At 69.8% G+C, this 25,066-nt stretch carries 18 protein-coding genes and 1 pseudogene; 7 read left to right on the top strand and 12 right to left on the bottom strand.

The window, feature by feature from the left end:
- Positions 1–13: 13 nt before the first annotated feature.
- Positions 14–625: a hypothetical protein gene (locus OIE13_RS23770; protein WP_326636420.1), complete on the bottom strand. Its 612-nt coding sequence runs from the start codon at positions 623–625 to the stop codon at positions 14–16.
- 288 nt (positions 626–913) lie between these two features.
- Positions 914–1,675: a PP2C family protein-serine/threonine phosphatase gene (locus OIE13_RS23765; RefSeq protein WP_326636421.1), complete on the bottom strand. Its 762-nt coding sequence runs from the start codon at positions 1,673–1,675 to the stop codon at positions 914–916.
- Between the two features lie 251 nt (positions 1,676–1,926).
- Here OIE13_RS23765 and OIE13_RS23760 point away from each other — a divergent pair, with 251 nt between their 5' ends.
- Positions 1,927–3,510, top strand: a complete 1,584-nt coding sequence (locus tag OIE13_RS23760) for a peptide chain release factor 3 (RefSeq protein ID WP_326828775.1) — start codon at positions 1,927–1,929, stop codon at positions 3,508–3,510.
- A gap of 420 nt (positions 3,511–3,930) precedes the next feature.
- On the opposite strand, the gene OIE13_RS23755 is transcribed toward OIE13_RS23760, so the two are convergent.
- Positions 3,931–4,734 (bottom strand): SDR family NAD(P)-dependent oxidoreductase, encoded by an 804-nt coding sequence (locus tag OIE13_RS23755; RefSeq protein ID WP_326636424.1) that lies wholly within the window; start codon positions 4,732–4,734, stop codon positions 3,931–3,933.
- 55 nt (positions 4,735–4,789) lie between these two features.
- On the opposite strand from OIE13_RS23755, the gene OIE13_RS23750 reads away from it, so the two are divergent.
- Positions 4,790–5,389 carry a TetR/AcrR family transcriptional regulator gene (locus OIE13_RS23750; protein WP_326636426.1) on the top strand — a complete coding sequence of 200 codons (600 nt, stop codon included), beginning with the start codon at positions 4,790–4,792 and terminating at the stop codon, positions 5,387–5,389.
- Positions 5,390–5,793: 404 nt separating this feature from the next.
- Here OIE13_RS23750 and OIE13_RS23745 read toward each other — a convergent pair whose 3' ends face one another.
- Both OIE13_RS23745 and mscL read right to left on the bottom strand, forming a co-directional pair.
- Positions 5,794–6,456: a hypothetical protein gene (locus OIE13_RS23745; RefSeq protein ID WP_326636428.1), complete on the bottom strand. Its 663-nt coding sequence runs from the start codon at positions 6,454–6,456 to the stop codon at positions 5,794–5,796.
- A gap of 141 nt (positions 6,457–6,597) precedes the next feature.
- On the bottom strand, positions 6,598–7,026 hold the full coding sequence (mscL, locus tag OIE13_RS23740) for a large conductance mechanosensitive channel protein MscL (RefSeq protein ID WP_326636430.1): 429 nt from the start codon (positions 7,024–7,026) through the stop codon (positions 6,598–6,600).
- A 230-nt stretch (positions 7,027–7,256) separates the two neighbouring features.
- Here mscL and OIE13_RS23735 point away from each other — a divergent pair, with 230 nt between their 5' ends.
- From OIE13_RS23735 to treZ, 4 genes are all read left to right on the top strand, one after another.
- Entirely contained in the window at positions 7,257–10,757 is a 3,501-nt protein-coding gene (locus tag OIE13_RS23735; RefSeq protein WP_326828773.1) for a BTAD domain-containing putative transcriptional regulator, read from the top strand.
- A 117-nt stretch (positions 10,758–10,874) separates the two neighbouring features.
- Positions 10,875–12,980, top strand: coding sequence for a glycogen debranching protein GlgX (glgX, locus tag OIE13_RS23730; RefSeq protein WP_326828772.1), 2,106 nt, complete (start codon positions 10,875–10,877; stop codon positions 12,978–12,980).
- A complete protein-coding gene (treY, locus tag OIE13_RS23725) occupies positions 12,973–15,477 on the top strand; it encodes a malto-oligosyltrehalose synthase (protein WP_326828771.1) in 2,505 nt (834 codons plus the stop codon). Before glgX ends, treY begins: the two co-directional genes overlap by 8 nt.
- Positions 15,478–15,480: 3 nt before the next feature.
- On the top strand, positions 15,481–17,208 hold the full coding sequence (gene treZ, locus OIE13_RS23720; protein WP_326828770.1) for a malto-oligosyltrehalose trehalohydrolase: 1,728 nt from the start codon (positions 15,481–15,483) through the stop codon (positions 17,206–17,208).
- 207 nt (positions 17,209–17,415) lie between these two features.
- On the opposite strand, the gene OIE13_RS23715 is transcribed toward treZ, so the two are convergent.
- Together OIE13_RS23715 and OIE13_RS23710 are read right to left on the bottom strand one after the other, a co-directional pair.
- Positions 17,416–17,940: a sigma-70 family RNA polymerase sigma factor gene (locus tag OIE13_RS23715; protein ID WP_326636441.1), complete on the bottom strand. Its 525-nt coding sequence runs from the start codon at positions 17,938–17,940 to the stop codon at positions 17,416–17,418.
- 137 nt (positions 17,941–18,077) lie between these two features.
- Positions 18,078–18,989: a MerR family transcriptional regulator gene (locus OIE13_RS23710; RefSeq protein ID WP_326828769.1), complete on the bottom strand. Its 912-nt coding sequence runs from the start codon at positions 18,987–18,989 to the stop codon at positions 18,078–18,080.
- Positions 18,990–19,160: 171 nt separating this feature from the next.
- On the opposite strand from OIE13_RS23710, the pseudogene OIE13_RS23705 reads away from it, so the two are divergent.
- Positions 19,161–19,980 (top strand): annotated as a pseudogene (locus OIE13_RS23705) (deoxyribodipyrimidine photo-lyase).
- An 88-nt stretch (positions 19,981–20,068) separates the two neighbouring features.
- Here OIE13_RS23705 and OIE13_RS23700 read toward each other — a convergent pair.
- The 5 genes from OIE13_RS23700 to OIE13_RS23680 all read right to left on the bottom strand — a co-directional run bounded on the left by OIE13_RS23700 (position 20,069) and on the right by OIE13_RS23680 (position 24,964).
- The gene (locus OIE13_RS23700; RefSeq protein WP_326636445.1) at positions 20,069–20,419 is read right to left on the bottom strand and encodes a hypothetical protein; all 351 of its coding nucleotides are present in this window, start codon (positions 20,417–20,419) and stop codon (positions 20,069–20,071) included.
- A gap of 99 nt (positions 20,420–20,518) precedes the next feature.
- Positions 20,519–21,196 (bottom strand): uracil-DNA glycosylase, encoded by a 678-nt coding sequence (locus OIE13_RS23695; protein WP_326636447.1) that lies wholly within the window; start codon positions 21,194–21,196, stop codon positions 20,519–20,521.
- Between the two features lie 82 nt (positions 21,197–21,278).
- Entirely contained in the window at positions 21,279–22,154 is an 876-nt protein-coding gene (locus tag OIE13_RS23690) for a carbohydrate ABC transporter permease (RefSeq protein ID WP_326636448.1), read from the bottom strand.
- Positions 22,151–23,632 carry an ABC transporter permease subunit gene (locus OIE13_RS23685; protein ID WP_326636450.1) on the bottom strand — a complete coding sequence of 494 codons (1,482 nt, stop codon included), beginning with the start codon at positions 23,630–23,632 and terminating at the stop codon, positions 22,151–22,153. Before OIE13_RS23685 ends, OIE13_RS23690 begins: the two co-directional genes overlap by 4 nt.
- A gap of 12 nt (positions 23,633–23,644) precedes the next feature.
- On the bottom strand, positions 23,645–24,964 hold the full coding sequence (locus tag OIE13_RS23680; RefSeq protein ID WP_326828768.1) for an ABC transporter substrate-binding protein: 1,320 nt from the start codon (positions 24,962–24,964) through the stop codon (positions 23,645–23,647).
- Positions 24,965–25,066: the final 102 nt, after the last annotated feature.

Here is a 25,066-nt window from a genome sequence, read left to right as displayed (position 1 = left end):
AATGGTCCCTCGGTTAAATAGGACGATCAGGGTCGAGTTCCGCGGCGTACGGCATCACCCAGAAGAACTCGCCCGGGGAGTCATAGGCGAATATCAGGGCGGTGCTTCCGGCGGCGAAGGCGTCGTCGCCGGTCTGACGCACTTGAACGAGCGCGGAGGAGCCGTCCGGGGCGGTGACCTCGGCCTGGCCGAAATCAGTGCCGACCCGGCTCGTGCGGATGACGCACGCACGGCCCACGAAGTCGGCGCGGGAGGGGACGCGCTCCTTCGGGATGAGACGTCGCAGTGGCAGCACGATGAGGCGCGTGCATGCCCAGGCGCAGATCAGCGCCGCGATCAGTACCGCCACCAGGGCGGGGGTGCCGGTGAACAGCGCGCCGCCCACGAGGCTCGCGAACCAGGCGACGACGACCAGCAGCGAGACGACCAGTGCGGCCGGGACCCCGCCGAGTCCCAGACCGCTCAGGAGGCCGGTGGCTCCCGCGGTTTCGGAGCCGTCGCCGGCGTCGCCGTCGAAACCGAACAGACCGAACACGACGAGCACCCAGTACGCGATGATCACCAGGAGCAGGAACGTGAACAGGACGGTCGGAAAAGACAGCGCGGCATCGACGAACTGGCCCATCGGCGTGTGAGGTCCCCCTGCTGGCGTACCGGATCGCGCTCCCCCGAGCGCGCGTAAGCGACTATATACAGGTAAAGATTGATTAAAGGGAATAGTTCCCAAATTGGAGAAATATTCGTATTAAACTCTCTACCTGCGGGTTCTCCGGGGGCCGATGCGCGGGCGGGGTGGGAATCGCCCGAGGGCACGAGGGAGCCGGGGAGCGGAGGCGGGCCTCGCTGCCGTGGCCTGCCCGCACGAGCGGTGATCGGCCACGAGCGGACGGCCCGCACCGGGCTCTGTGCGCGCCTATGAGGGGACGGCCGAGCCGACCACCACCGGGTTGTCGGTGATCTCCCCTTCGACCACGTCGGCGACCACGCAGGTGATGTTGTCAGGCCCTCCGGCCTCGCAGGCGAGCGCGATCAGCTGCCGGGTGACCTCCTGAAGGTCGTCGACCTCGGCGAGCACCTGGCGGAGCCGCTCGGCCTCGACCACCCCCGACAACCCGTCGGAGCAGAGCAGGTAGCGGTCGCCGACCTCGGCGTCCCGTAGGGAGAGGTCGAGTTCGAGGTTCTCGTTGCCGTCGAGGACCTGAAGCAGGATCGACCGGTGCGGGTGGCGGGCGGCCTCCTCGGCGGTGATCCGGCCGTCGTCCATCAGCGTCTGGACCAGGGTGTGGTCGTAGGTGATCTGATAGAGGTCGCCGTTGCGGAGCAGGTAGGCGCGAGAGTCGCCGATGTGGGCGAGGGCGACGCGCGAGCCGTTCCAGAGCATCAGGGTCAGGGTGGTCCCCATGCCGGTGAGCGACGGGTCTTCGGCGACCAGCTCGCGCAGGCGCTGGTTGGCCTTGCGGACCCCGGCCTCGGCGGCGGAGGCGAGGTCGCCCGGGCATTCCTGGTCCAGGGACGCCACGATGGCGATGGCCGCCGAGCTGGCGACCTCCCCGCCCACGTGACCGCCCATTCCGTCGGCGACGGCGAGAAGCCGGGCGCCGGCGTAGGCGGCGTCCTCGTTGCCTTGCCGGATCCGGCCGACATCGGACCCTGCCGCATAGCGCAGCGTGATCATCTGCACATCACTAGATCGTCGAGTTGCACGAGCTGAGCCGCTTTCGGACAGTTGGGATGGGCCTAGGGCGAACCGAGATGTTCCACGATCCACTTAACACCATGGTGGCGCAAGCGGCCTGGGGAAGTGTTGCCACATCTGTTGACAGCGGTGGTGGCGCGTAAGCTGTTTCAGTGGCCACTCAGTGCCTCCTCAGTGCCTCCGCACTGTGCCCGTAGTCCCCCACTTTACGCACCGCTAGGAGATCAGGAATGACCGCGATCATGCAGGAGGCGGCACGTCGCCGCACGTTCGCGGTGATCAGCCACCCCGACGCGGGCAAGTCGACCATGACCGAGGCGCTGGCGCTGCACGCCTCCGCGATCAGCCAGGCGGGCGCGGTGCACGGCAAGTCCGGGCGGCGCGGGGTGACCTCCGACTGGATGGAGATGGAGAAGGCCAGAGGCATCTCCATCACCTCCGCCGCGCTCAGGTTCGAATACCGCGGCCACATGTTCAACCTGGTCGACACCCCGGGTCACGCGGACTTCTCCGAGGACACCTACCGGGTGCTGGCCGCCGTCGACTGCGCGGTCATGCTGCTCGACGCGGCCAAGGGCATGGAGCCGCAGACGCTGAAGCTGTTCGAGGTCTGCCGGCACCGCCGCATCCCCGTCATCACGTTCGTCAACAAGTGGGACCGGCCGGGCCGCGAGGCCCTGGAACTGCTGGACGAGATCGAGGAGAAGACCGGCCTGAAGCCCACGCCGATCACCTGGCCGATCGGCACCGGCGGCTTCTTCCACGGGGTGGCCGACCGCGCCGCCGACCGGATCGTCCGCTACACCCGCACCCCCGGTGGTGCCACCAAGGCCATCGAGACCGACCTGAACGCCGAGCAGGCCCTGACCGAGCTGGGCGGCGACTGGGAGCGGGCCAAGGACGAGATCGACCTGCTCTCCGCGATCGGCGCCGACCACGACCAGAAGACCTTCGAGGCGCACGAGTCCACCCCGGTGCTGTTCGGGGCCGCGCTGTCCAACTTCGGCGTCGGCCGGCTGCTGGACGCCATGGTCGACATCGCCCCCGCCCCCGCGCCCCGCCCGGACGTCGACGACGACCCGCGCCCGCTGGAGGAGCCGTTCTCCGGCCTGGTCTTCAAGGTGCAGGCCAACATGGACCCCTCGCACCGCGACCGGATCGCCTTCGTCCGGGTCTGCTCCGGCAGGTTCGAGCGCGGCATGGTGCTCGTCCACGCGGCCACCGCCCGCCCGTTCGCCACCAAGTACGCCCAGTCGGTCTTCGGCCAGGAACGCGCCACGATCGACGAGGCCTACCCCGGCGACGTGGTCGGACTGGTGAACGCCAGCGCCCTGCGTCCCGGCGACACGCTGTACGACGGCTCGCCCGTCGAGTTCCCGAAGATCCCGAGCTTCGCCCCCGAGCACTTCTCCACGGCCAGGGTCCGCGACTCCAGCCGTTCCAAGCAGTTCCGCAAGGGCATCGAGCAGCTCGACGCCGAGGGCGTGGTCCAGGTGCTCCGCTCCGACGTCAGAGGCGACCAGTCGCCGGTGCTCGCCGCGGTGGGCCCGATGCAGTTCGACGTGGTCAAGCACCGGATGGCCACCGAGTTCAACACCGAGATCCTGATGGACCGGCTCGACTTCGGCATCGCCAGGCTCACCGACGCCGAGTCGGCGCCGATCCTGGCCCGCCAGCGTGGGGTGGAGGTCTTCGCCCGCTCGCTGGACGGGGCCCTGCTGGCGCTGTTCACCGACGAGTGGCGGATGCGCGGCGTCATGCGCGACCACCCTGACCTGGTGCTGAACGCCCTGCTCGCCGACACCCGCGGCTGACCGGCTCGGGTACGGCCCTTTTCCCTGAGAGCCGTACCCGGGTTGTTCGCTGTGCCCGCTGCGGTGGGCGGGTGTTCCGGCCGGCCGTCTCAGTGACCGTCTGGTGATTTCGGCCTCCGGCCTGCTCGGGCGCGGTGGTTGCGGGCTCTTTTTACGCCGGCCGGAACACCCGCCCACCTCCGCTGCACGTGCTCTGGCCGTAGGGCGTGCAGGCCGTAGCCGCTCGCTTTCCGGCCGCCCAGATAACGCACCGTCGCTGAAGCGTCCCTTGAGGAGCCGATCAGGGCCGATCACCGTAGCTGAAGCGCGCCTGCATGACCCAGTCCAGGGCCGGGCGCCGTAACCAGTCCAAGGTTGGGCCGTCGCCGAACGGCTACCGGTAGCCGATTGTGGGGAGGTCGAGAATCCGGAATGTCTGGATCATTCGGGGGGTGACGATGCCATCGTGTGGAGGGTCTTCTCGAATCTCAGCGCCAGGTCGCGATCCATGGTGAGCTCGACGGGCCTGCCCTTCCGGTAGGCGGTGAGCGGGCCGGTCGGCGGACGGTCGATGAGGGCGGCGATCGGGGGTACCGCCCTGGCCGCCGGTTGAGCGAACATCGCCGACATCAGCCGGACGAGGCCGCGTACCGGTTGCCGGAAGGGTTTGAACATCCCTGTCGCCACGAACAGCGGGTTGTAGAGCACGTAGCTCGTCCGCTCGCCGGCGTAGGCCATGCCCAGCAACTCGACGGCCCTGGCGCCCTGCATGGTCGCTCTGAAAGGCCGATACCCCTCGGTCAGTTGCGGATCATTCCAGTGGATCTTTCCCGCGGGGATGCCCCCGACCCCGCACAGATTGACGATCACAGGTGTTCGCGCCTTTTCCAGTGATTCGCGCAGGCCCTCGGCCATGAGCCAGCGGTTGATCACGTACAGGGCGAAGGTGTGCTCGAAGCCCTCCGGTGTCTCGATCCTCGTCGGGTTGTACCTGAAGGCCCCGAGCACCAGTGCATCGATCACCGGATGCTCGTCACGGAGCTCCCGGATCAGGTCGCGTGTCTGCCTGATGGAACTGAGATCCGCCTGGACGAAGCGGGCCGCGGGTGCCTCCTCCCGCAGGCGCCGCCCGCCCACCTCGCCGCTGCCCACGGCGATGACCAGGTCGCCCTGCTCGGCGTAGTGCCGGGTGAGGGCCTTGCCGATGCCGTCCGTGCCGCCGGTGATCACGATCGTCCGCCGCATAAGTTGAGGCCTTCCTCAAGTTGAGATTCACCTCAACTTAGCTAGGCTTTCGAGCATGCGCAAGGACGCCCTCCACAACCGTGAGCGCCTCCTGCGGGCGGCCAGGAGCCTCTTCGCCGACCGGGGACTCGACGTGCCGCTCGAAGAGATCGCGCGTACGGCGGGGGTGAGCATCGGGACGCTGTACAACCGCTTCCCCACGCGTACCGAGCTGGTGGAAGCGGTATTCGAGGACCGGGTGGCGACCGTCGCCGAGCTGGCCGAGCGGTCGCTCGCGATGGACGACGCCTGGGAGGGATTCGTCGCGTTCATCACCGGCGTGTGCGAGCTACAGGCGGCCGACCTTGGCTACAACGACCTCGCCATACGCGGAGGAACAGCTGGCACGGACACGGGATACGCGCTGATGCAGCAGATCATCGAGCGCACCCAGGAGTCGGGCACCCTGCGGGACGATGTCACGCTGGCCGACATGGCGTTCGTGATCTGGGGGGTCGCGGCGACCGTACGCGCGACGTTCCGCGTCGCTCCCGGAGTCTGGCGGCGGCACCTCGCCCTGACCCTCGACGGCCTACGCGCCACCGCTGCCCACCCCCTCCCCGCCCCACCCATGTCCCCCGCCCAGACGCACGCCGCAATGGGCGAATGCCACTGAAAAGAAAACAGCCCAGGCTGAGGTTGGAAAACAGCCGAGGAGAGGTAGAGGCAGGGGAGAAAACAGCGGTAGCACGATTTACGGCGCCCGGCCCTGGACTGGGTCATGCGGTCGCGCTTCAGCTACGGTGACCAGCTCCGGACGATCCTCAAGCGACGCTTCAGCGACGGTGCGTTATCTGGGCGGCCGGAAAGCGAGCGGCTACGGCCTGCACGCCGTACGGCCGAAGCACGTGCAGCGGAGGTGGGCGGGTGTTCCGGCCGGCGTAAAAAGAGCCCGCAACCACCGCGCCCGAGCAGGCCGGAGGCCGAAATCACCAGACGGTCACTGAGACGGCCGGCCGGAACACCCGCCCACCGCAGCGGGCACAGCGAACAACCGCAAACAATCCGCACCCGGAAAAGTCAGACTAGACGCCAGTCGTGACGCTCCAGAAAGGCGCGCTCTCCAGTGGCGTACTCGATGAAAGCGGTCTGAACCGCCTCCAGGTCGGGAATGTGAGTGCGGAACATCCGGTCCCGGACGCTGTCCTTGTACTCCAGTTCGTAGCCCGAGATCTCCGGGGAACTCTGGACGAAGTGCTCGCCGAAGACGACCAGCGCCGTGAACGGGTTCTGCGGGGACATGGTGGCGAGCGCGTCGGAGATGAGCCCCAGATCAGGGGCGACCACGATCATCCCGTCGCCGGTACGCATCTCCATGGTGGGATAGACGCCACGCGGAGACAGGTTGTGCACCAGGCCGCGCTGTGGGTCGTAGCAGACCAGCCCGCACTCGGCGGCCAGGGCGAAGACCTCGGCCGCCACCTCGTCGGCCCGTTCCAGGTCCACGGTGACCAGGGCGAAGTCCGCGGAGAGCGGCTCGGCCTCGGGAAGCCGCTCGACGAACGCCACCACCCCCGGGTGGGTCTCCGCGGGCTCCTGCTCCCCGGAGAGGGAGGCGCCCGGCTCTTCGGGGCGAAGGCTCACGCCATGCGACTTCCCGTGGCGGAACGTCTGGAAGACGTCCTCCGCGTGTTCCCTGGTGATCGGCTTGGGCTCGTGCCAGACGGCCAGTTCGAAGCTCACGCCCCCATTGTCCTCCGAAGGATTCTTCCGGCGGACCGGAAGGTCGTACAGCCCTGAAGGAGAGGGCACCTACGCCGAGCTAACACCGCCTTGCGCTTGGCCTCGCCGTAGCCGGTCGTACAGCGCTGGAGGAGAGGGTACCTACGCCGAGGGCTGGTCGGCGAGGGGGACCTGCGACAGCACCGCGGTGCAGAACGCGCAGCGCCTGGCGGCGATCGGGATGTCGCTGAGGCACTCCGGGCACTGCTTCTCGGTGGCCTCCTTGTCCCGGTCGAAGAAGCCGATCAGCCGGGTCATCGGCATCACGACGAGCCAGTAGATGACCGCGGCGATGATCAGGAAGCTCAGCAGGTGGTTGATGAAGTCGCCGTACATGAACTGGGCGCCGTTGACCGTGAACACGTACTCCGAGAAGTCTGGTTCCCGGCCGCCGGTGATCGCCCCGATCAACGGCGTGATGAGGTCCTTGACCAGAGCCTGCACCAGCCCGCTGAAGGTCGCCCCGACCACGACCGCCACGGCCAGCTCGACGAGGTTCCCTCTCAGTAGGAACTTCTTGAATCCACCCATTTCCTCATGTCCTCTACTCGTAAAGAAGGGCCGCTGCCCGGGGAGGGCGGCGACCAGAGCTCCGTTGTTTTTCCGGCAGTCCACCAGGGCCCCTGATGGGTGGTCTGGACGGAGGTTAACGCGTCCGGTTGAGGATATGCGGGGATGCACGCCTCGGCGCCGTCACGAGTTGGACGGGACAGGTGGTACGAAAGGTTACTATCGGCGCAGTTCGCGAGCGAGGTGGCCGGATGGATTTTCGTGTGCTTGGCCCGGTCGGGGTGATCGCCGATGGTGGGGTGGCGGTGGACATCGGCCCCTATCAGCAGCGGCTGGTGCTGGCCATGTGCGTCCTTTCGGCCCCGCGGCCGGTTGGGCCGAACCGGATGATCGACGCGCTCTGGGAGGGCGATCCCCCTCCGGGGGCGCTCAACACCGTGCAGGCGTACGTCTCCAAGCTCCGCCGTGTCTTCGAGCCGGGCAGGCCGAGGGAGGTGCCCCCGAAGGTCCTGACCAGCAGGCCGGGAGGATATGTCCTGGACGTCCCCGAAACCGCGATCGACCTGGGCAGGGTACGGGGACACGTGGCCGGGGGCAGGAGCCTGGGCGCGGCGGGTGACCACGAGGGGGCGGTGCGGGAGCTGCGGCTGGCCCTGGGGGAGTGGAGCGGGGACCCGCTTGAGGATCTCCCGGGCTCCTCCTGGGCGGCGGAGGAGAGCGCGCACCTGGTCGAGCTGCGACTGACGATCGAGGAGGACCTGGCCGAGGCGGAGCTCGCGCTCGGCCGGGGGGCGTCGGTGACGGCCGGGCTGGCCAAGCTGGTCGGTGCCCATCCGTTCAGGGAGCGGCTGCGGGCGCTCGCCGCCCACGCGCTCTACCAGGCGGGACGGCAGGCGGACGCGCTCGGCCTGCTCGCCGAGGGGCGCCGGGTGCTGATGGAGGATCTTGGACTGGACCCCGACCCCTGGTCGAGGGAGATGGAGCGGCGCATCCTCGGCCAGGATCCCGAGCTGAGGCCCAGGCGTACGGCGGAGGTGGGCGCGGCGGCGGGTGCGGCCGACGCGGGGAAGACGGCCGCCGTGACGGAGGCGGCCAATACGGAGGCGGCCAATACGGCGGAGAAGGCCGGTACGGCGGAGACGACGGGTGCCGGGGAAGCGGCGGCGGAGCCGGCCGGGCAGGAGAAGGGCACCGGACTGGTGGGCCGGGGGGCGGAGGCAGGGGTGCTGGCGCGGGCGGTCTCCGGGGACGGGCACCGGGTGGTGCTGCTCGCCGGGGAGCCTGGCATCGGCAAGACCAGCCTCGCCGAGCACGCGGCCGACGTCGCGCGGGCGCGGGGCCGGCGGGTGGTGTGGGGCCGTTGCTGGGACGGCACCGGCGCGCCACCCTACTGGCCCTGGACGCAGGCGGTGCAGGACCTGGTCGGCAGGGATGGCGAACTGGCGCAACTCGCCAGAGCCGGAACCGGGACCGGAGCAGGGAGCGAAACCGGGCAGATCGAAGGCGGGACCGGGACCGGGAGCGGAGCCGGGCAGGCCGGAGGCGGGCAGATCGGGCGGATCGGGAAGGAAGGGTGGGCCGAGCGAACCGGGCAAGCGGGGCAAAGAGGGCAGTCTGGGCGGTTTGCGTTGTACGAGGCGTTCGCCCGGCTGCTGAACGAGCACGGCCGGGTGCTGGTGGTCCTCGACGACCTCCAGTGGGCGGACACCTCGTCGCTGCGGCTGCTGGAGTTCCTGGCCTCCACCCGGCTCTGCCCGGAGCTGACGGTCGTGGCCACGTACCGCGACACCGACGTACGCCCCGGCGAGCCGCTGGAGCACACCCTCGGCGTGCTGCGCCGGCTGCCGCACGTGCGGCGGCTCCTGCTGCGCGGCCTGGCAGATGAGGAGATCCGCGAGTATCTGGGACGGGCCGGCGCCGACCCCGGCCGGGCGGCGGAGATGGGCAGGCTGACCGCGGGCAACCCGTTCTTCCTGGGCGAGGTGCTGCAGCTGGGGGAGACCCCCGAGGCGCTCTCGGACGTGGTGCGCGGCCGGATGGCCCACCTGCCGCCCGACACCGAGGAGGTGCTGACCGTCGCGGCGCTGCTGGGCAGAGAGGCGGCGACCGACATCCTGACGCGCGTGGCGGAGCTGCCCGAGGGGCGGGTGCTCGACATCGTCGACGCCGCCGTGGGGGCCCGGCTGCTGGTCGAGGGGGAGGGGCCGAGCTGCCGGTTCGTGCACGACATCGTCCGTGACGTGCTGCGTGAGGCGCTGCCGCCGCTGCGTCGCAGGAGACTGCACGCACGGATCGCCGAGGTGCTTGAGGAGCGGAACGGGACGCGGCTGACCGAGATCGCCCACCACTACCGAGAGGGCCTGCTGACCCCCGCGATGGCGGGCAGGGCCATCGGCTACACCCGGCGCGCGGCGGCCCAGGCGACCGCGCAGTTCGCCCACGAGGACGCGGCGGAAAGCCTGGAACGGGCGATCGCGATGATCGACTGGCTGCCCGGGCCCGACAACGGGCTCCGCTGCGACCTCCTGCTGGACCTGGCCGAGGCGCAGGCGGCCGCGGGGATGAGCGGCGCGGCCCGCGCCTCACTGGAGGCCACCGCGCAGCTCGCCGAGGAGCTCGGCGACGACAACCGGCTGGCCAGGGCGGTGCTGGGGTTCTCCAACCCGATCTATCTGGCCATGTACGAGGAGATGACCGGCATCGACAGGCTGGCCGGGCGCATCGACCGGGTGCTCGCCTCCGACCTCGCCGGGGACTCGCCGTGGCGGGCCCAGCTGCTCGCCGCCGCCGCGCTGACCGGCTCCACCCTGCGGCCCGTCGAGCAGAGTGTGCAGATGGCGGAGGAGGCGGTGCGGCTGGCCCGACGCACCGGGGAGGACCAGACCCTGTCCAGGACGCTGATCGCCCTGGAGATCCTGCTGCGCTCCGGCCACGACCACGACCACCGGCGGGCGGTCGTCGCCGAGATCGTGGACATCGGCCGCCGCACCGGCGACCTGGCCACCGAGTGGATCGGCAGGGAGAGCGAGTACGTCGAGCTGAACGCCCAGGGCGCCGCCGGGCCGGCCGCGGAGTCGCTGGCCTGGCTGCGGGAGAGCGCGGAAAGGCTCAGGCTCCCCTCGATGGTCAGCCTGGCCGCCTGGCAGCGCGCGGTCCACGCCTACCTGGCCGGACGGTTCGCCGACGCGCTCGCCGAGGCCGACGCGTCCGGCACGGCACACCCGGAGGGGGCGCTGGGCCGGGGCGACGCGCTGCTGCGGCGGGAGACGTTCCGCTTCCTCTCCCTGCGGGCGGCGGGCGAGGCGGGCGAGGCGCTCGCGCTGTCCGGTGAGATGCTCGCCCACCGCCCAGGGCAGAGCCCCTGGCGGATCCTGCGCTGCCTGGCCCTGATCGACCTGGGCAGGACGGACGAGGCGCGGGAGGCCTTCGCCGAACTCGCCCGCGACGGCTTCGCGGCACTCGGCCCCGAGCTGGCCTACCGGTTCGTACCGGACGCCGTCAGTGAGATCTGCGCGGCGCTCGGCGACGAGGCCGCGGGGAAGGTCCTGTACCGCAGGCTCGCCCCGAACACGGGCCGGCTGCTGGGCTGGTCGCTGACCGACCTGTGCCTGGCCCGGCTGGCCCTGCTCGACGGTGACGAGGAGCGGGCCGGGGCCCATCTGCGGGCGGCGGAGGCGTTCGCCGCAGCGGCGGGGCTGCGCGTGTACGAACCCGCGCTCCGCGCGCTGGCCGGTGCGCTTCGGCCGACCTGACCCGGGCTCGTCGCCGCATACCGCCGGGTAACTCCGAGATCACTGTTACAGGAGTGAAAATGTGCGCATGTCCCGGCTGAAACAGGGCATATTTGTTCACCGCTGAAGGGCGGTGTAATGATCGAGATCTGGCCGGGTGATCCCTATCCTCTCGGGGCCACCTACGACGGCGCGGGGACCAACTTCGCGCTTTTCACCGAGGTCGCCGAACGCGTCGAGCTGTGCCTGTTCGACGAGGAGAACCGGGAGACGCGGGTCAACTTCACCGAATGCGAGGGTTTCGTCTGGCACGGATACCTGCCCGGCGTCGGTCCGGGACAGCGGTACGGCTACCGCGTGCACGGCCCGTACGATCCGCGGAGGGGGCAGCGGTGCAATCCGGCCAAGCTCCTGCTCGACCCGTACGCCAAGGCGATCGAGGGGGAGGTGAACTGGGACGAGGCGGTGTACGGCTACCGCTTCGGTGATCCGGAGAGCCGTAACGACGACGACTCGGCCCCGTTCATGCCGCACTCCATCGTGATCAATCCGTTCTTCGGGTGGGGGCACGATCGGCCGCCGAGCACGCCGTACCACAACACGGTGATCTACGAGGCGCACGTCAAGGGTCTGACGATCAATCATCCGAAGATCCCCGAGCGGATCCGCGGCACCTACGCGGCGATCGGGCATCCGGAGATCATCGATCACCTGACCGCCCTCGGGGTGACGGCGATCGAGCTCATGCCGGTACACCAGTTCGTCACCGACCACGTCCTCGCCGATCGGGGGCTGACGAACTACTGGGGCTACAACAGCATCGGGTTCTTCGCCCCGCACAACGCCTACTCCAGCACCGGGCAGCGCGGCGGGCAGGTACTGGAGTTCAAGGCCATGGTCAAGGCCCTGCACGAGGCGAACATCGAGGTCATCCTCGACGTGGTCTACAACCACACGGCCGAGGGCAACCACCTGGGCCCGACGCTGAGCATGCGGGGCATCGACAACACCGACTACTACCGCCTGGTCGACGACGACAAGCGCTACTACCTGGACACCACGGGCACCGGCAACAGCCTGTTCATGCGCTCCCCGCACGTGCTTCAAATGATCATGGATTCGCTCCGCTACTGGGTCATCGAGATGCACGTGGACGGTTTCAGGTTCGACCTGGCCGCGACGCTGGCGCGGGAACTGCACGAGGTCGACCGGCTGAGCGCCTTCTTCGACCTGGTCCAGCAGGACCCGGTGCTGTCGCAGGTCAAGCTGATCGCCGAGCCGTGGGACCTCGGCCCCGGCGGCTACCAGGTGGGCAACTTCCCCGCCAGGTGGACCGAGTGGAACGGCATGTACCGCGACACGATCCGCGACCTGTGGCGGGGTGAGCCCGCCTCGCTGCCCGAGTTCGCCTCCAGGCTGACCGGCTCCAGCGACCTCTACCAGGACGACAGCCGACGCCCCGCCGCCTCCATCAACTTCGTCACCTGCCACGACGGGTTCACCCTGCAGGATCTCGTCTCCTACAACGGCAAGCACAACGAGGCCAACGGCGAGGACAACCGGGACGGCACCGACGACAACCGCTCCTGGAACTGCGGTGAGGAAGGGCCAGCCTCGCTGGCCGTCGAGTCCCTGCGCGAGCAGCAGAAGCGCAACTTCCTGACCACTCTTTTCCTGTCCCAGGGCGTTCCGATGATTTCCCACGGTGACGAGTTGGGCCGTACCCAGCGGGGCAACAACAACGGGTACTGCCAGGACAACGAACTGAGCTGGGTCGACTGGTCCGACGTCAGGGAGAACTGGCTGCTGCTCGAGTTCACCCGGCGGCTGGCCAAGCTCCGCGCCGACCACCCGGTCTTCCGGCGGCGTAGGTTCTTCTACGGGCGGCCCGTACGCGGTTCGGAGGAGAACCTCAGCGACATCGCCTGGCTCACTCCGAGAGGGGAGAAGATGACCGATGCCGACTGGAACGTTGGCTACGCCAGGTCGCTGGCCGTCTTCCTGAACGGTGAGGCCATCACCGAGCCCGACCGCAGGGGGCGGCAGATCGTCGACGACTCGTTCCTGCTGCTGTTCAACGCCCACCACGACGTCATCAAGTTCACCCTTCCGAAGGACTACGGTGAGATGTGGCTGACCGAGATCGACACGGCGATGCCGATCATGGTTGACAGCCGGGTCTGCCGGGCCGGAGAGAGCGTGCCGGTGGTCGGCCGCTCGGTGCGGGTGTTGCGCCGTGTCTGAGCCCGTCAAGCAGCCCACGCCCGAGCCCGTGCCCGCTCCCCTGGAGCCCGCGCCCGGCGTGGTCCCGCCCGAGCCCGTGCCCGGCGTGGTCCCGCCCGAGCCCGTGCCCGGTGTCGTACCGCGAGAGCCGGCGCCCGGTGTGATCCCGCAGCAGGTCGCCCACGACGAGATCCTGCTGGAATCCGGGGCACTGTTCGGCGAGGACGTGCCGGATCCGGTGGAGCTCCCCGAGGAGGTGCCCGAGCCCCCGCCGTCGCCCGGCTCGTACGAGGTGCCGGTCTCGACCTACCGGCTCCAGCTGACCCCCGACTTCGGGTTCGACAAGGCGGCCGAGCTGGCCCCGTACCTGCGGGACCTGGGGGTGAGCCACGTCTACCTGTCGCCGATCCTGCAGGCCGTGCCGGAGTCGCGGCACGGCTACGACGTGACCGATCACTCGCGCGTCCGCGAGGAGTTCGGCGGCATCGAGGGCCTGCGGCGGATGTCGGATACGCTCGCCCAGCACGGGATCGGCATCGTCGTCGACATCGTGCCCAACCACATGACGGTCCCGGTGCCCGAGTCGGGCAACGCGCAGCTGTGGTCGGTGCTCAAGGAAGGGCGGAAGTCACCGTACGCGCCCTGGTTCGACATCGACTGGTCCGGTGGCGACGGCAGGGTGAACATGCCGGTGCTCGGCGACTCGGGGGAGGCGGTGGTCGACGGCGACGTGCTGCGCTACCACGACCATGTCTTCCCGCTGCCCGACGCGAACTACCGGCTGGTCGACTGGCGGCGCGGACCCGGCTACCGCCGGTTCTTCGACGTGTCCTCGCTGATCGGGTTGCGGGTGGAGGACCCGGAGGTGTTCGACGCCACGCACGCCGTCATCCTCTCGCTCGTCCAGGAGGGGATCATCAAGGGGCTGCGGGTGGATCACCCCGACGGGCTCGCCGAGCCGCGCGGCTACCTGTCGCGGCTGCGCGCCGTCTCGGGCGTGTGGACCGTTGCGGAGAAGATCCTGATCGGCTCCGAGCGGTTGCCCGCGGACTGGGAGTGCGACGGCACCACCGGCTACGAGGTGCTCAACCGGATCACCGGGCTGTTCGTCGACCCGTCGGGGAGGGAGCCGCTGGTGGAGCTGTTCACCCGGCAGACCGGCATGCCTGCCGGCTACGCCGCGGTCGTCCGGGAGTCCAAGGCGGAGGTGCTGAGCCTGTTCTTCGGCTCGGAGATCGACAGGTTGCACGCCGTCGTCGGCTCCGACCGCCGGACGCTGGTGGAGCTGCTCGCCGCGATGCCGGTCTACCGGGCCTACGCGGTGCCGGGCGAGCCGGTGCCCGAGATCTCGGCCGAGATCGTCGAGGAGGCCGGACGGGTCGCCGCGGGGCGGCTGCCCGAGGGCGCTCCGGTGGCGGAGGTCGTCCGGCGGGTGCTGGCCGGGCCCGCCGAGGCGATCACCCGCTTCCAGCAGACCTGCGGTCCGGTGATGGCCAAGGGGGTGGAGGACACCGCCCTCTACCGCTGGTACCCGCTGGCCTGCCTGAACGAGGTGGGCGGCGAGCCCGACAGGTTCGGCGAGCCGGTCGAGGAGTTCCACGCGTTCTGCCGGCGGATGTCGCCGGGCACGATGACGACGCTGTCCACCCACGACACCAAGCGCTCAGAGGACGTACGGGCCCGGCTGGCCGTGCTGTCCGAGCTTCCGGGAGAGTGGGCGGCGGCGGTCGGCGAGTGGTCCTCGAAGGTCTCCTTCGACCCGGCCCTGGACTACCTGGCCTGGCAGAATCTGATGGCCTCCTGGCCGATCGGTCCCGACAGGTTCTTCGACTACCTGTTCAAGGCGGCCCGCGAGGCCAAGACCTCGATCTCCTGGGCCACCCCCGACCCGGCCTACGAGCGCGGCATCCGCGACTTCGTCACCCGGGCCATCGAGGAGTGCGGCGCCTCGGTCGAGGAGTTCGCCGCGAGGATCGAGCCGTATGCCAGGTCCAACTCGCTGGGCCAGAAGCTCGTCCAGCTCATGCTGCCCGGCGTGCCCGACCTCTACTGGGGCAACGAGATCACCGACTTCTCCCTGGTCGACCCGGACAACCGCCGTCCTGTCGACTTCCCGCTGCGCCGCCGGATGCTCTCGGCGGCGCAGGCGCACGCGAGCCGGGCCCACCCGGAGCAGGAGCACCCGAGTCCCGCCACGGAGGGCCTGTCATGGGACGAGGCCAAGCTGGCGGTCACCAGCCGGGCGCTGGATCTGCGGCGGAGGCTGGACCCCGAGGCGCCGTACGTCCCGATCGAGGCCGGAGAGCACGCGATCGCCTTCGCCCGGGGGGATCGGGCGGTGACGGTGGCCACCCGGCTGCCGGTCGGCCTGGAGCGTTGCGGCGGCTGGGGGAGCAGCACGCTCACCCTGCCGCACGGGACCTGGCGGGACCTGCTCTCCGGTGCCGAGCACACCGGCAGGATCCCGCTCGCCCATCTGCTGTCGGTTCACCCCGTCGCACTTCTGGAAAGGGACTGATCCATGTTCGAGGTCTGGGCACCGCGGGCGACGACGGTGGACGTGGAGATCGGCGAGGTTCGCCACCCGATGTCGTCCGCGGGCGGCGGCTGGTGGTTCGCGGAGGTGCCCGGGGCCGGGCACGGCACCGACTACCGGTTCCGGCTGGACGGGGGCGAGGCGCTGCCCGATCCCCGTACCCGCTGGCAGCCGGAGGGGATCTTCGGCCCGAGCCGGGTCTACGACCACGACCGCTTCGAGTGGGGCGACGCCCTGTGGCGGGGGCGTGACCTGCCGGGCTCGGTCGTCTACGAGCTGCACATCGGCACCTTCACCCCCGAGGGCACCTTCGACGCGGCGATCGGCAGGCTGGAACACCTGACGGAGCTCGGCGTCGACTTCGTGGAGATCATGCCGGTGCCGCCGGTGCCCGGCGGGCGCAACTGGGGCTACGACGGCGTGGACCTGTGGGCCGTCACCGACAACTACGGCGGACCTGACGGGCTCAAGCGCCTCGTGGACGCCTGCCATCGGCGCGGGCTCGGGGTGATCCTCGACGTCGTCTACAACCACCTCGGCCCCTCGGGCAACTTCCTCGCCCCCTTCGGCCCCTACTTCCACTCCAGTGCCTCCTCCTTCTGGGGACAGGCGGTCAACCTGGACGGCCCCGGCTCCGACGAGGTGCGTGCCTACTTCGTCGGCAACGCGATGCAGTGGCTGCGCGACTACCACATCGACGGCCTGCGACTGGACGCCGTGCACGCCCTGCACGACGACCGGGCCGTCCACCTGCTGGAGGAGATGGCCGCCGAGACGGAGGCGTTGTCAGCGGCCGTGGGCAGGCCGCTGACGCTCATCGCCGAGTCCGACCTCAACGACCCCCGGCTGATGTCCCCCCGCGAGGCCGGGGGGTACGGCCTGGCGGCCGCCTGGAACGACGACGTTCACCATGCCCTGCACGTGGCGGTGAGCGGGGAGCGGCACGGCTACTACGACGACTTCTACGGGGCACTGCCCAAGGTGTTGACCCGCGCCTACTACCACGACGGGACCTACTCGTCCTTTCGGGGGCGATCCCACGGCCGGTCTGCGGCCCACCTGCCCGGCTACCGCTTCGTCTGCTGCGCGCAGAACCACGACCAGATCGGCAACCGCGCGGAGGGCGACCGGCTGGCGCCCGGGGTGCTCCGGCTGGCCGCCGGGCTCCTGCTGACCTCGCCGTTCACCCCCATGCTGTTCATGGGAGAGGAGTGGGGGGCGCGCACGCCGTTCCTGTTCTTCACAGATCACGTCGAGCCGCAGCTGCGCGAGGGCGAGGCCGACCGGCGGCGACGGGAGTTCGTCGGCTTCGGCTACGACGACTGGGCGGAGAAGGCCCCCGACCCCGGCGAGGAGCTGACGTTCCTGCGCTCCAAGCTCGACTGGAGCGAGCTGGACGACGACGCCCACCGGGCCCACCTCGACTGGTACCGGGCCCTGATCGCGCTGCGCCGGGCGCATCCCGAGCTGACGGACCCGAGGCTGGATCGGGTCCGGGTCGACCACGGCGAGTCCTGGCTGGTCGTCCATCGGGGAGGGCTCAGGGTGGCGGCCAACCTCGGTCCGGTCCCGCTCACCGTCAGGCTCGGGCCAGGACGGTTCGCGCCCGGCCACATCCTGCTCGCCTCTGACCCGTCGGCGACGGTGCGGGGAGAGGAGCTGTCCCTGCCCGCCCGCTCTCTCGCGGTGGTGAGACTGGATCCGCCCGGCTGACCACCGCGGTGGCCGGAGGCTCAGACGGTCACCTGGCGCCCGTCTGAGCCACCACCCGCCCCGCCCGCCGGTAGGCCACGGGGTGGTGTGGGCCGGCCGCCGCATCCTGTGCCGGGTGTGGAAGGACACCGGGTCCCGGGGTCGCCGGTCGCTCTCCAGCAGCGCGCGGAGCCGGAGGTGGGCGAAGATCCGCTCCATGACAGCCGTTCACGCCGCGGCCGGGGTGAGGATGTCGGACAGGCGGCGCAGACCGCGGGCGGTACGGGCCTTGACCGTGCCGAGCGGGACGCTCAACCTCTCGGCGATCTCCCGCTGGGTCAGGTCGCCGTAGTAGGCCAGTTCGATCGCCTGGCGCTGTGACTCGGGCAGCTTGGCCAGCGCCCGGCGCACCTGGTCGCGCTCGGCCATGCCGTCGCCGTCGACCCTGCCGTCGTCGCCGGCCGGATCCGCCACCACGTCCAGCGGCACCGTAGGCAGGGTGCGCATCCGAAGCCGGTCGACCGCGCGCTTGTGCGCGATGCCGAGCATCCAGGCGGGGAGGCTGCGGGCCGGGTCGAAGCGGTGCCGTGACCGCCAGACCTCGGCGAACACGACCTGCTGAAGGTCCTCGATCTCCTGCTGCGGTACGAATCGCCGAAGGTAGGAGCGGATGAGGGAACCGTGGGCGCGGAAGCACTCGGCCAGGGCCGCATCGTCGCCCTCGGCGAACCGGATGTTCAGGGTGTCCGTCATGACGCCTCCGCTCACCGAGAAAACTTATTCAAAACCTATTCATACCTGGCCGGTCGACATGATCGCAAGCAGGGCACGGTGGCACGCCGATCAATGGGAGGGAGAAGGGGGATCCGGCCCGCAGGTAAAGGCCGTGCCTAGGCCAGGGCGGTGAGGACGCGGGTGAGCGCGTCCTGGAACGACGTGACGTGGCGGACCGATGTCGGCAGCCCCTCCCGCCAGCCCATACCGCCCGCGACGACCAGGCTCGGCGGACGGAGCACGGGCAGCGACGCGAGAGGGGCAGGGTCACCGGTGGCGGGCAGCTGGGACCAGACGAAGACCACCGAGGGGCCCAGCCGGCGCATCGCGTCCGCCAGCGCCGGGTACGGGGTCCTGGCGCCCAGCACCCGGGTCTCCACCTGATGGTCGGTGGTCAGCGTGGCGGCCAGTGCGTAGATCGGCAGGCTGTGCTGCTCGTCCTCGGCGCAGGCGAGCAGCACGGGGCGAGTGTTGACCGGCCGGGCGGGGCGTGCGGTGAGCCGGATCAGCGCCGCCAGCAGCCGGTCGGAGAACAGGTGCTCGATCTCGACGCTCGCGCCGCTCTCGGCCTGGCGGTCGCAGATCGTCTCGAAGACCGGCATCACCAGCCGCTCCCAGGTCCACGGTACGCCGTTCCTGGCCAGCGACGCCTCCATCCAGTCGTAGACGGTTCGGCTGTCCAGCGTCATGGCCGCCCGCGCCAGCATCGCCGCCGTGGGGATGCCGGGCCGCTCCGCCAGGGGGGAGGGGATCTCCTCGGTGCGCACCTCCGGAACCGCCGATGGGACGGCCTCGACCCGCAGGACCTCCCGTGCCGCGTCGGCGGGGGGAACTCCGCTCCTGATGAGCCGGTTCATCTCCTCCAGGCGCCACAGGTCGCGGGTGTCGTAGCGTCGATGCCCCCCGGGGCTCCGGCGGCTCGGGCCCACGCCGTAGCGTAGGTTCCAGGTCCGCAGCGTGGGGGCGGGCACGCCGAGGCGTCGTGAGACGGCGCCGATGCCGTATCCCGGCTCCTCATCAGCGGTCACCTGTCGCTGCTTTTCCATCATCCCATTTCAAGCCCGCTACTGCCCTACCAGCGTGACAGGCGACATGAGCGGTCGCTCCCTGGACATTCCTTCGAGTTCCGAGCCCCCGGCGGATGCAACCGGCGGAGCGTGACCCGGCGAAAGGAAAACGTGACCGATACTGTGATCGTTTTGTTCAGCCGCGACCTCCGGGTGCACGACCACCCGGCGCTCGCCGCTGCGTGCGAGCGCGCACGCCATGTCATACCACTCTTCGTCATCGACCCCGACATACCTGCTGGCAACCGTCTGGGATTTCTCGCCGAATGCCTCGCCGACCTGCGCGGATCGCTCCGTGAGCGGGGCGGTGAGCTGGTCGTGCGCAGGGGTGATCCGGTCGCGGAGACGATACGCCTGGCGAGGGAGTCGGGGGCCGGGGCGGTCCACGCCGCCATGGACGTCAGCGCCCTCGCGCACCGCAGGCAACGGCGCCTGGCGGCGGAGTGCGAGCGCGCGGGGGTGGAGTTCCGCGCCTTTCCCGGCCTGACGGTCGTGCCGCCGGACGCGCTCAGGCCGTCGGGCGGCGGTGACCACTACCGGGTCTTCACCCCCTACTGGCGGGCCTGGAGCCGGCGACCACGCCGGGAGGTGCTCAAGGCGCCCGGCATGGTCCGTGTCCCCGGGGCCCTGAGCCCCGGCAGGCTACCCGAGCCCGGACACGAGACGTATCGACTGGCGTGTCGGGGCCGACCACTTCTTCGAGCGGCTGCTCGACGGCGACGTGGCCAACAACTACGGCAACTGGCAGTGGGTCGCGGGGACCGGCAACGACACCCGGCCCAACCGGCCCGTCAACCACATCCGGCAGGCCAAGAGGTACGACCCGGACGGCGAGTACGTCCGCCGCTACGTCCCCGAGCTCGCCGCCCTGCCGAAGCGGGTGATCCACGAGCCGTGGAAACTGCCCTCGGGCCTCCCCGGCTACCCCGCGCCGCTCGTCTCCGTGAACTGAAGTTGAGTGCTCCGGTACCGAAAACCCCGCCGGTGGGCGGCCTTTCCGGCCGGAAAGGCCGCCCACCGGCGGGGTTACGGGGGCGCTCTCAGTGCCGGTGGTCGTGACCGGCGTGCTCGTGGTCCTCGTCCTCGTCCTCATCCGAGGGGCCGTCGGAGGGCTCGACGCCCAGCACGGCCTCGCGGGGCTCGATCTGCTCGACGTGCTCGATCAACCCCAGGACGTGATCCGGCTCGATCAGCCACTGCAGCGCCGTGGCGCCGGTCTCGTCGGCCGAGACCAGTTCGGCCTGCTCCTTGCGCTCGTCGTCGTCCAAATCGGCGTCAGGGTGGTTGATCTCCTTCAACGCGGCGGCCTGCAGGGAGGCGATGTCCTGCACCTCCACGGTCAGCTCAACAGTCAGACGCAGATAGCGTTCGGTGCCCGATTCATCACTCATGGTGGAAATCCTAGTGCCTGGTTAGGGTCGGACAGGGCCTGGGACCTGTCCGTTGGATCTTTTGCCTGCTGCTCCTCGCCGTAGGATCCGCGGGACGGGCTAGGGGAGCTTCCACTCCACGGGGAGCGCGCCCTGCTGCTGGAGAAGCTCGTTCGTCTTGCTGAACGGGCGGGAGCCGAAGAAGCCGCTGCGGGCCGACAGGGGGCTGGGGTGGGCCGACTCGATGGCCGGGACCTTGCCGAGCATCGGGCGCAGGTTACGGGCGTCACGCCCCCACAGGATCGCCACCATCGGCTGCTCGCGCGCGACGAGGGCCTTGATGGCCTGCTCGGTGACCTCCTCCCAGCCCTTGCCCCGGTGCGAGGCGGGCTTGCCCGGCATGACGGTGAGCACCCGGTTGAGCAGGAGCACGCCCTGTTCGGTCCAGGGGGTCAGGTCGCCGTTGCCCGGCATCGGCAGTCCGAGATCCTCGGTGAGCTCCTTGTAGATGTTGCGCAGGCTGGCCGGGATCGGGCGTACGTCCGCGGCGACGGAGAAGCTCAGACCGATGGGATGACCCGGCGTGGGGTACGGATCCTGCCCCACGATCAGCACCTTGACCTGGTCAAAGGGCTGCTGGAAGGCGCGGAGCACATCGGCCCCGGACGGAAGGTACTGCCTGCCCTCCGCCACTTCCCTCCGGAGGAACTCGCCCATCTCGGCGATCTTCTCGGCGACGGGTTCCAGGGCCTTGGCCCACCCGGCTTCCACAACTTCGTTCAAGGGACGTGCGGCCATGTGCAGGACCCTATCGATGTTTTAGGCCCGGTACGGCGCGTGCCGGAAATCAGCGCGCGCCGCACCGGGCCTGCCCCTGTTTCTACTTCACCGAGCCGGCCATCATCCCCTGGACGAAATACCTCTGGAAGGCGAAGAAGAGGATCAACGGGATGATCAGCGACAGGAAAGCGCCTGGCGCAAGAATGTCCACGTTGGTCCCGAATTGCCGCATCTGGGATTGCAGCGCCTTGGTCATCGGCTGGTTCTCGGTGTTGGCGAAGACCAGGGCGACGAGCAGGTCGTTCCAGACCCAGAGGAACTGGAAGATGCCGAGCGAGGCGACCGCGGGCTTGGCCAGCGGGAACACCACGGTCGAGAAGATCTTCCACTCGCCGGCGCCGTCCATGCGCGCCGCCTCAAGCAGCGAGCGGGGGATACCCGCGAAGAAGTTGCGGAGCAGGAAGATGGCGAACGGAAGCCCGAAGGCGACGTGGAACAGGACCACGCCCGCGATGGAGCCGAAGATGCCGACCGTGCCGTAGAGCTTCGCGATCGGGATCAGCGCGATCTGGATCGGCACCACCAGCAGGCCGACCACCACGAGGAAGAGCGCGTCCCTGCCGGGAAACTCCATCCAGGCGAACGCGTACGCCGCCATGGCCGCGATGCCGATCACCAGGAGCGTCGCGGGCACCGTGATGAACACGGTGTTCCAGAACGACGCGGTGAACCCGCTCGCCAGCAGGTCGGTGTAGCTCTTGAGGGTGAACTCGGCGGGTTTGACAAGAGCGGTCCACCAGCCGGTGGAGTTGTTGGCCGTCTCCTCACGGAGCGAGACCACGAACAGCCCGAGGGTCGGGACCAGCCAGAAGATGCCGATCAGCACCAGCACTGCCTGGACCAGGCCGCCGCCGATCCGGTCGACGACGCGGCCCGCCGCGCTGCGCGGTGGAGCGCCGAGGGTGGAGGTGGTCACTGGTTGTCCCTCCTGAACCGGCGGATGTTGAGAATCATGAAGGGCAGCACGAGGATCAGCAGGAAGATGGAGAGCGCGCTGCCCAGTCCCTGGTTGCCTCCGCCACCGAAGGAGACCCGCCACATCTCCAGCGCGATCACGTTGGCCTGCGGCTGCACCGATCCTGGCGCGATGACGAAGACCAGGTCGAAGACCTTCAACGTGTTGATGATCATCGTGACGAACACGACGAGCAGCACCGGGGCGAGCAGCGGGACGGTGATCTTGCGGAACACCTGCCACTCGGTGGCGCCGTCGATGCGGGCCGCCTCCAGCGCGTCGCGCGGGATGGCCGACAGGCCCGCCGCGATCAGCACCATGGAGAACCCGGCCCAGACCCAGATGAACGCCCCGATGATCGCCGGGGTGATCAGGGCCGGTCCCAGCCAGGGGATCCCGTTGAAGGCCGCCTGGAAGTTCGACTGCGGCAGCCGCACCTGGTAGTCACCGGGAGCGAGGCCGGTGAAGCGGAAGGTGCCGTCGGCCTCGGTGCGGGCGGTGGCCTTGACGGCACCGTCCCGCACCGCCTCCACGGTCACCCCGACCAGCCCCTTCTCCGTCGGATCCACCCGGTTGACCGCTCCGCCGCCGCCCTGGGTGAAGTCCACCCACACCGTCCCGGCCAGTTCGCCGGGACCCGGCTGGGCCGCCTTCGCCGACGCGGCCGAGGCGAGGGAGTCCGGCTTCACGCCGACCAGCGGGACGAGCACCGCCTGTCCGGGAGCGGCGGCCTGCCTGCTCAGCACCGCGCCCTGCGCGGCGATGACCGGTGCCTGGTCGTTCTCCCTGGGACGGGCGTCCGGGTAGCCCTGATCGGAGCCGAAGAGGCCGGTCACCGAGGTGATCACGGCGTTGGCCACGCCCCGGTCGGGGTCCTGCTCGTACACCAGGCGGAAGATGACGCCCGAGGCCATCAGGGAGACGGCCATCGGCATGAACACGATCAGCTTGAAAGCCGTGGCCCAGCGGATCCGCTCGGTGAGCACCGCGAAGATCAGGCCCATCACGGTGACCAGGAGCGGGGCCACCACCACCCAGATCAGGTTGTTCCTGATCGTGACCAGGGTGGCGGAGTCGCTGAAGATCGTGGCGTAGTTCCCCACGCCGACGAAACCGTCGCCGTTGGCGTCGTAGAGGCTGCGGAAGATCGAGTAGATGATCGGGTAGATCACCATCACGCCGAGCAGGAGCGCCCCCGGCAGCAGGAACCAGATCGCCATGCTCGGCGGCGGTCCCAGCCGGGTGGCCCTTTTCGCCGACGCGATGGTCCAGGAGGGGCCGGAGGGCTTCGGCGCCTGGCCGGCGGGAGCGGCGGGTTGGGGTGTGCGGACCCCGGCGCCGGCGTCGGGCGCCGGTCGCCGGGTGTCGTTCGGTCCGGGGGAGGACCCGCCGGCGGCGTCGCCGTGCGGGCCCTGCGGGCCGTCTAACCGGTCGGTCACGGCCTCTCTCCCTTACTTCCAGGCTTTCTTGGCCTCGGCTTCGAGCTTCTCCTGGATGCCCTTGACGTCCGAGGGGTCGCGGACGAAGTCCTGCAGGAGCTTCCACTGACCCTTGCCGTCCGTGCCGCCGAAGGCGCTCGGCGCCAGGTCGGACATGTCGTAGCGGACCGCGTCGCCGGCGGAGATGATCGTCTGGGCGAGCTGCTTGGTCAGCTCGGCGGGGTAGTTGTCGGGCGAGACGTTGCGGTTGGGCGAGAGGTAGCCGGGAAGCTTCGCCCAGACCTCGCCGCCCTCGGCGGAGGCGAGGAACTCCAGCAGGGCCATCGCGCCCTCGGAGTCCTTCAGCGCCACCGCGATGTCGCCGCCCAGCACGACCGGCTCGGTGTCACCGGCCTTCGGGAACGGGAAGTACTTGGCCTCCTCGCCCAGCTTGGCGCCCGACTCCTCGGCGGTGGTGCCCACGAAGTCGGCCTCGATGACCATGGCGGACTTGTCCTGGCCGTAGACCTGGGTCACGCAGGTCGGGAAGTCGGTCTGCAGGGCGCCGGAGGAGCCGCCGAGCAGGAACTCCTTTTTACCGACGAGCTGCCCGATCTTCTCCAGCGCGGTGGTCACGCTGGGGTCGGTCCACGGGATCTCGTGGTTGGAGAGCTTGGTGTAGTTCTCCGGGCCCGCGCTGGACAGGTAGACGTTCTCGAACAGGTCGGTCAGCGTCCAGCCGGAGGCGCCGCAGAGGGAGAACGGCGGGGTGCCGGAGTCGGCGATCGTCTGGGCGGTCTTGATCAGGTCGTCCCAGGTGGCCGGAGGCTGCGCCCCCGCGTCCTGGAACGCCTGGTCGCGGTACCAGATGAGCGACTTGTGAGCCGCCTTCACCAGCACGCCGTAGGACTGGCCGCCCGCGGAGCCGAGCTCCTTCCAGTACGGGGTGTAGTTGTCGTCGATCTGCTTCAGGACCTCGGCGGTGAGCGGCTTGAGCGCCTTCTGGTCCGCGTACTGCTTGACCAGGCCCGGCTGGGGCAGGATCGCGATGTCCGGTGGGTTGCCGCCCTGGATGCGGGGGCCGAGGTAGGCGCCGGTGTCCTCGCCGGTGGAGGCGTAGGTGACCTTGGCGCCGGTCTTCGCCTCGAACGCCTTGAGCACTTCCTGGAAGTTGGTCTGCTCGGGGCCGGTCCACTTGGCGGCGACCTCGATGGACACCCCTTCGAGGGTCTTGGCGGCGGGTGCGGACGCGCCACCGCTCCCGGCCGGTGCCGGAGCGGCCGACTCGCCGCTGCACGCGGCGAGTGCCAGGGCGAGTCCCGCCGTGGTCACCGCTGCAATGGTTCTGCGCATGCTGAACAGACCTCCTGATATGTCGTGGCTTGGAGACAGGGGATGTATGGGGACGTGCAAGTGGTCGAGATGGGGATGGCGGCTCCTGCCGGGGGGCCGGCG

Origin of the sequence: Streptosporangium sp. NBC_01810 (assembly GCF_035917355.1) — a bacterium.
Lineage (GTDB): Bacteria > Actinomycetota > Actinomycetes > Streptosporangiales > Streptosporangiaceae > Streptosporangium.
The sequence above is the reverse complement of the archived record's forward strand: the minus strand, read 5'-3'. Positions and strand labels throughout refer to the sequence as shown.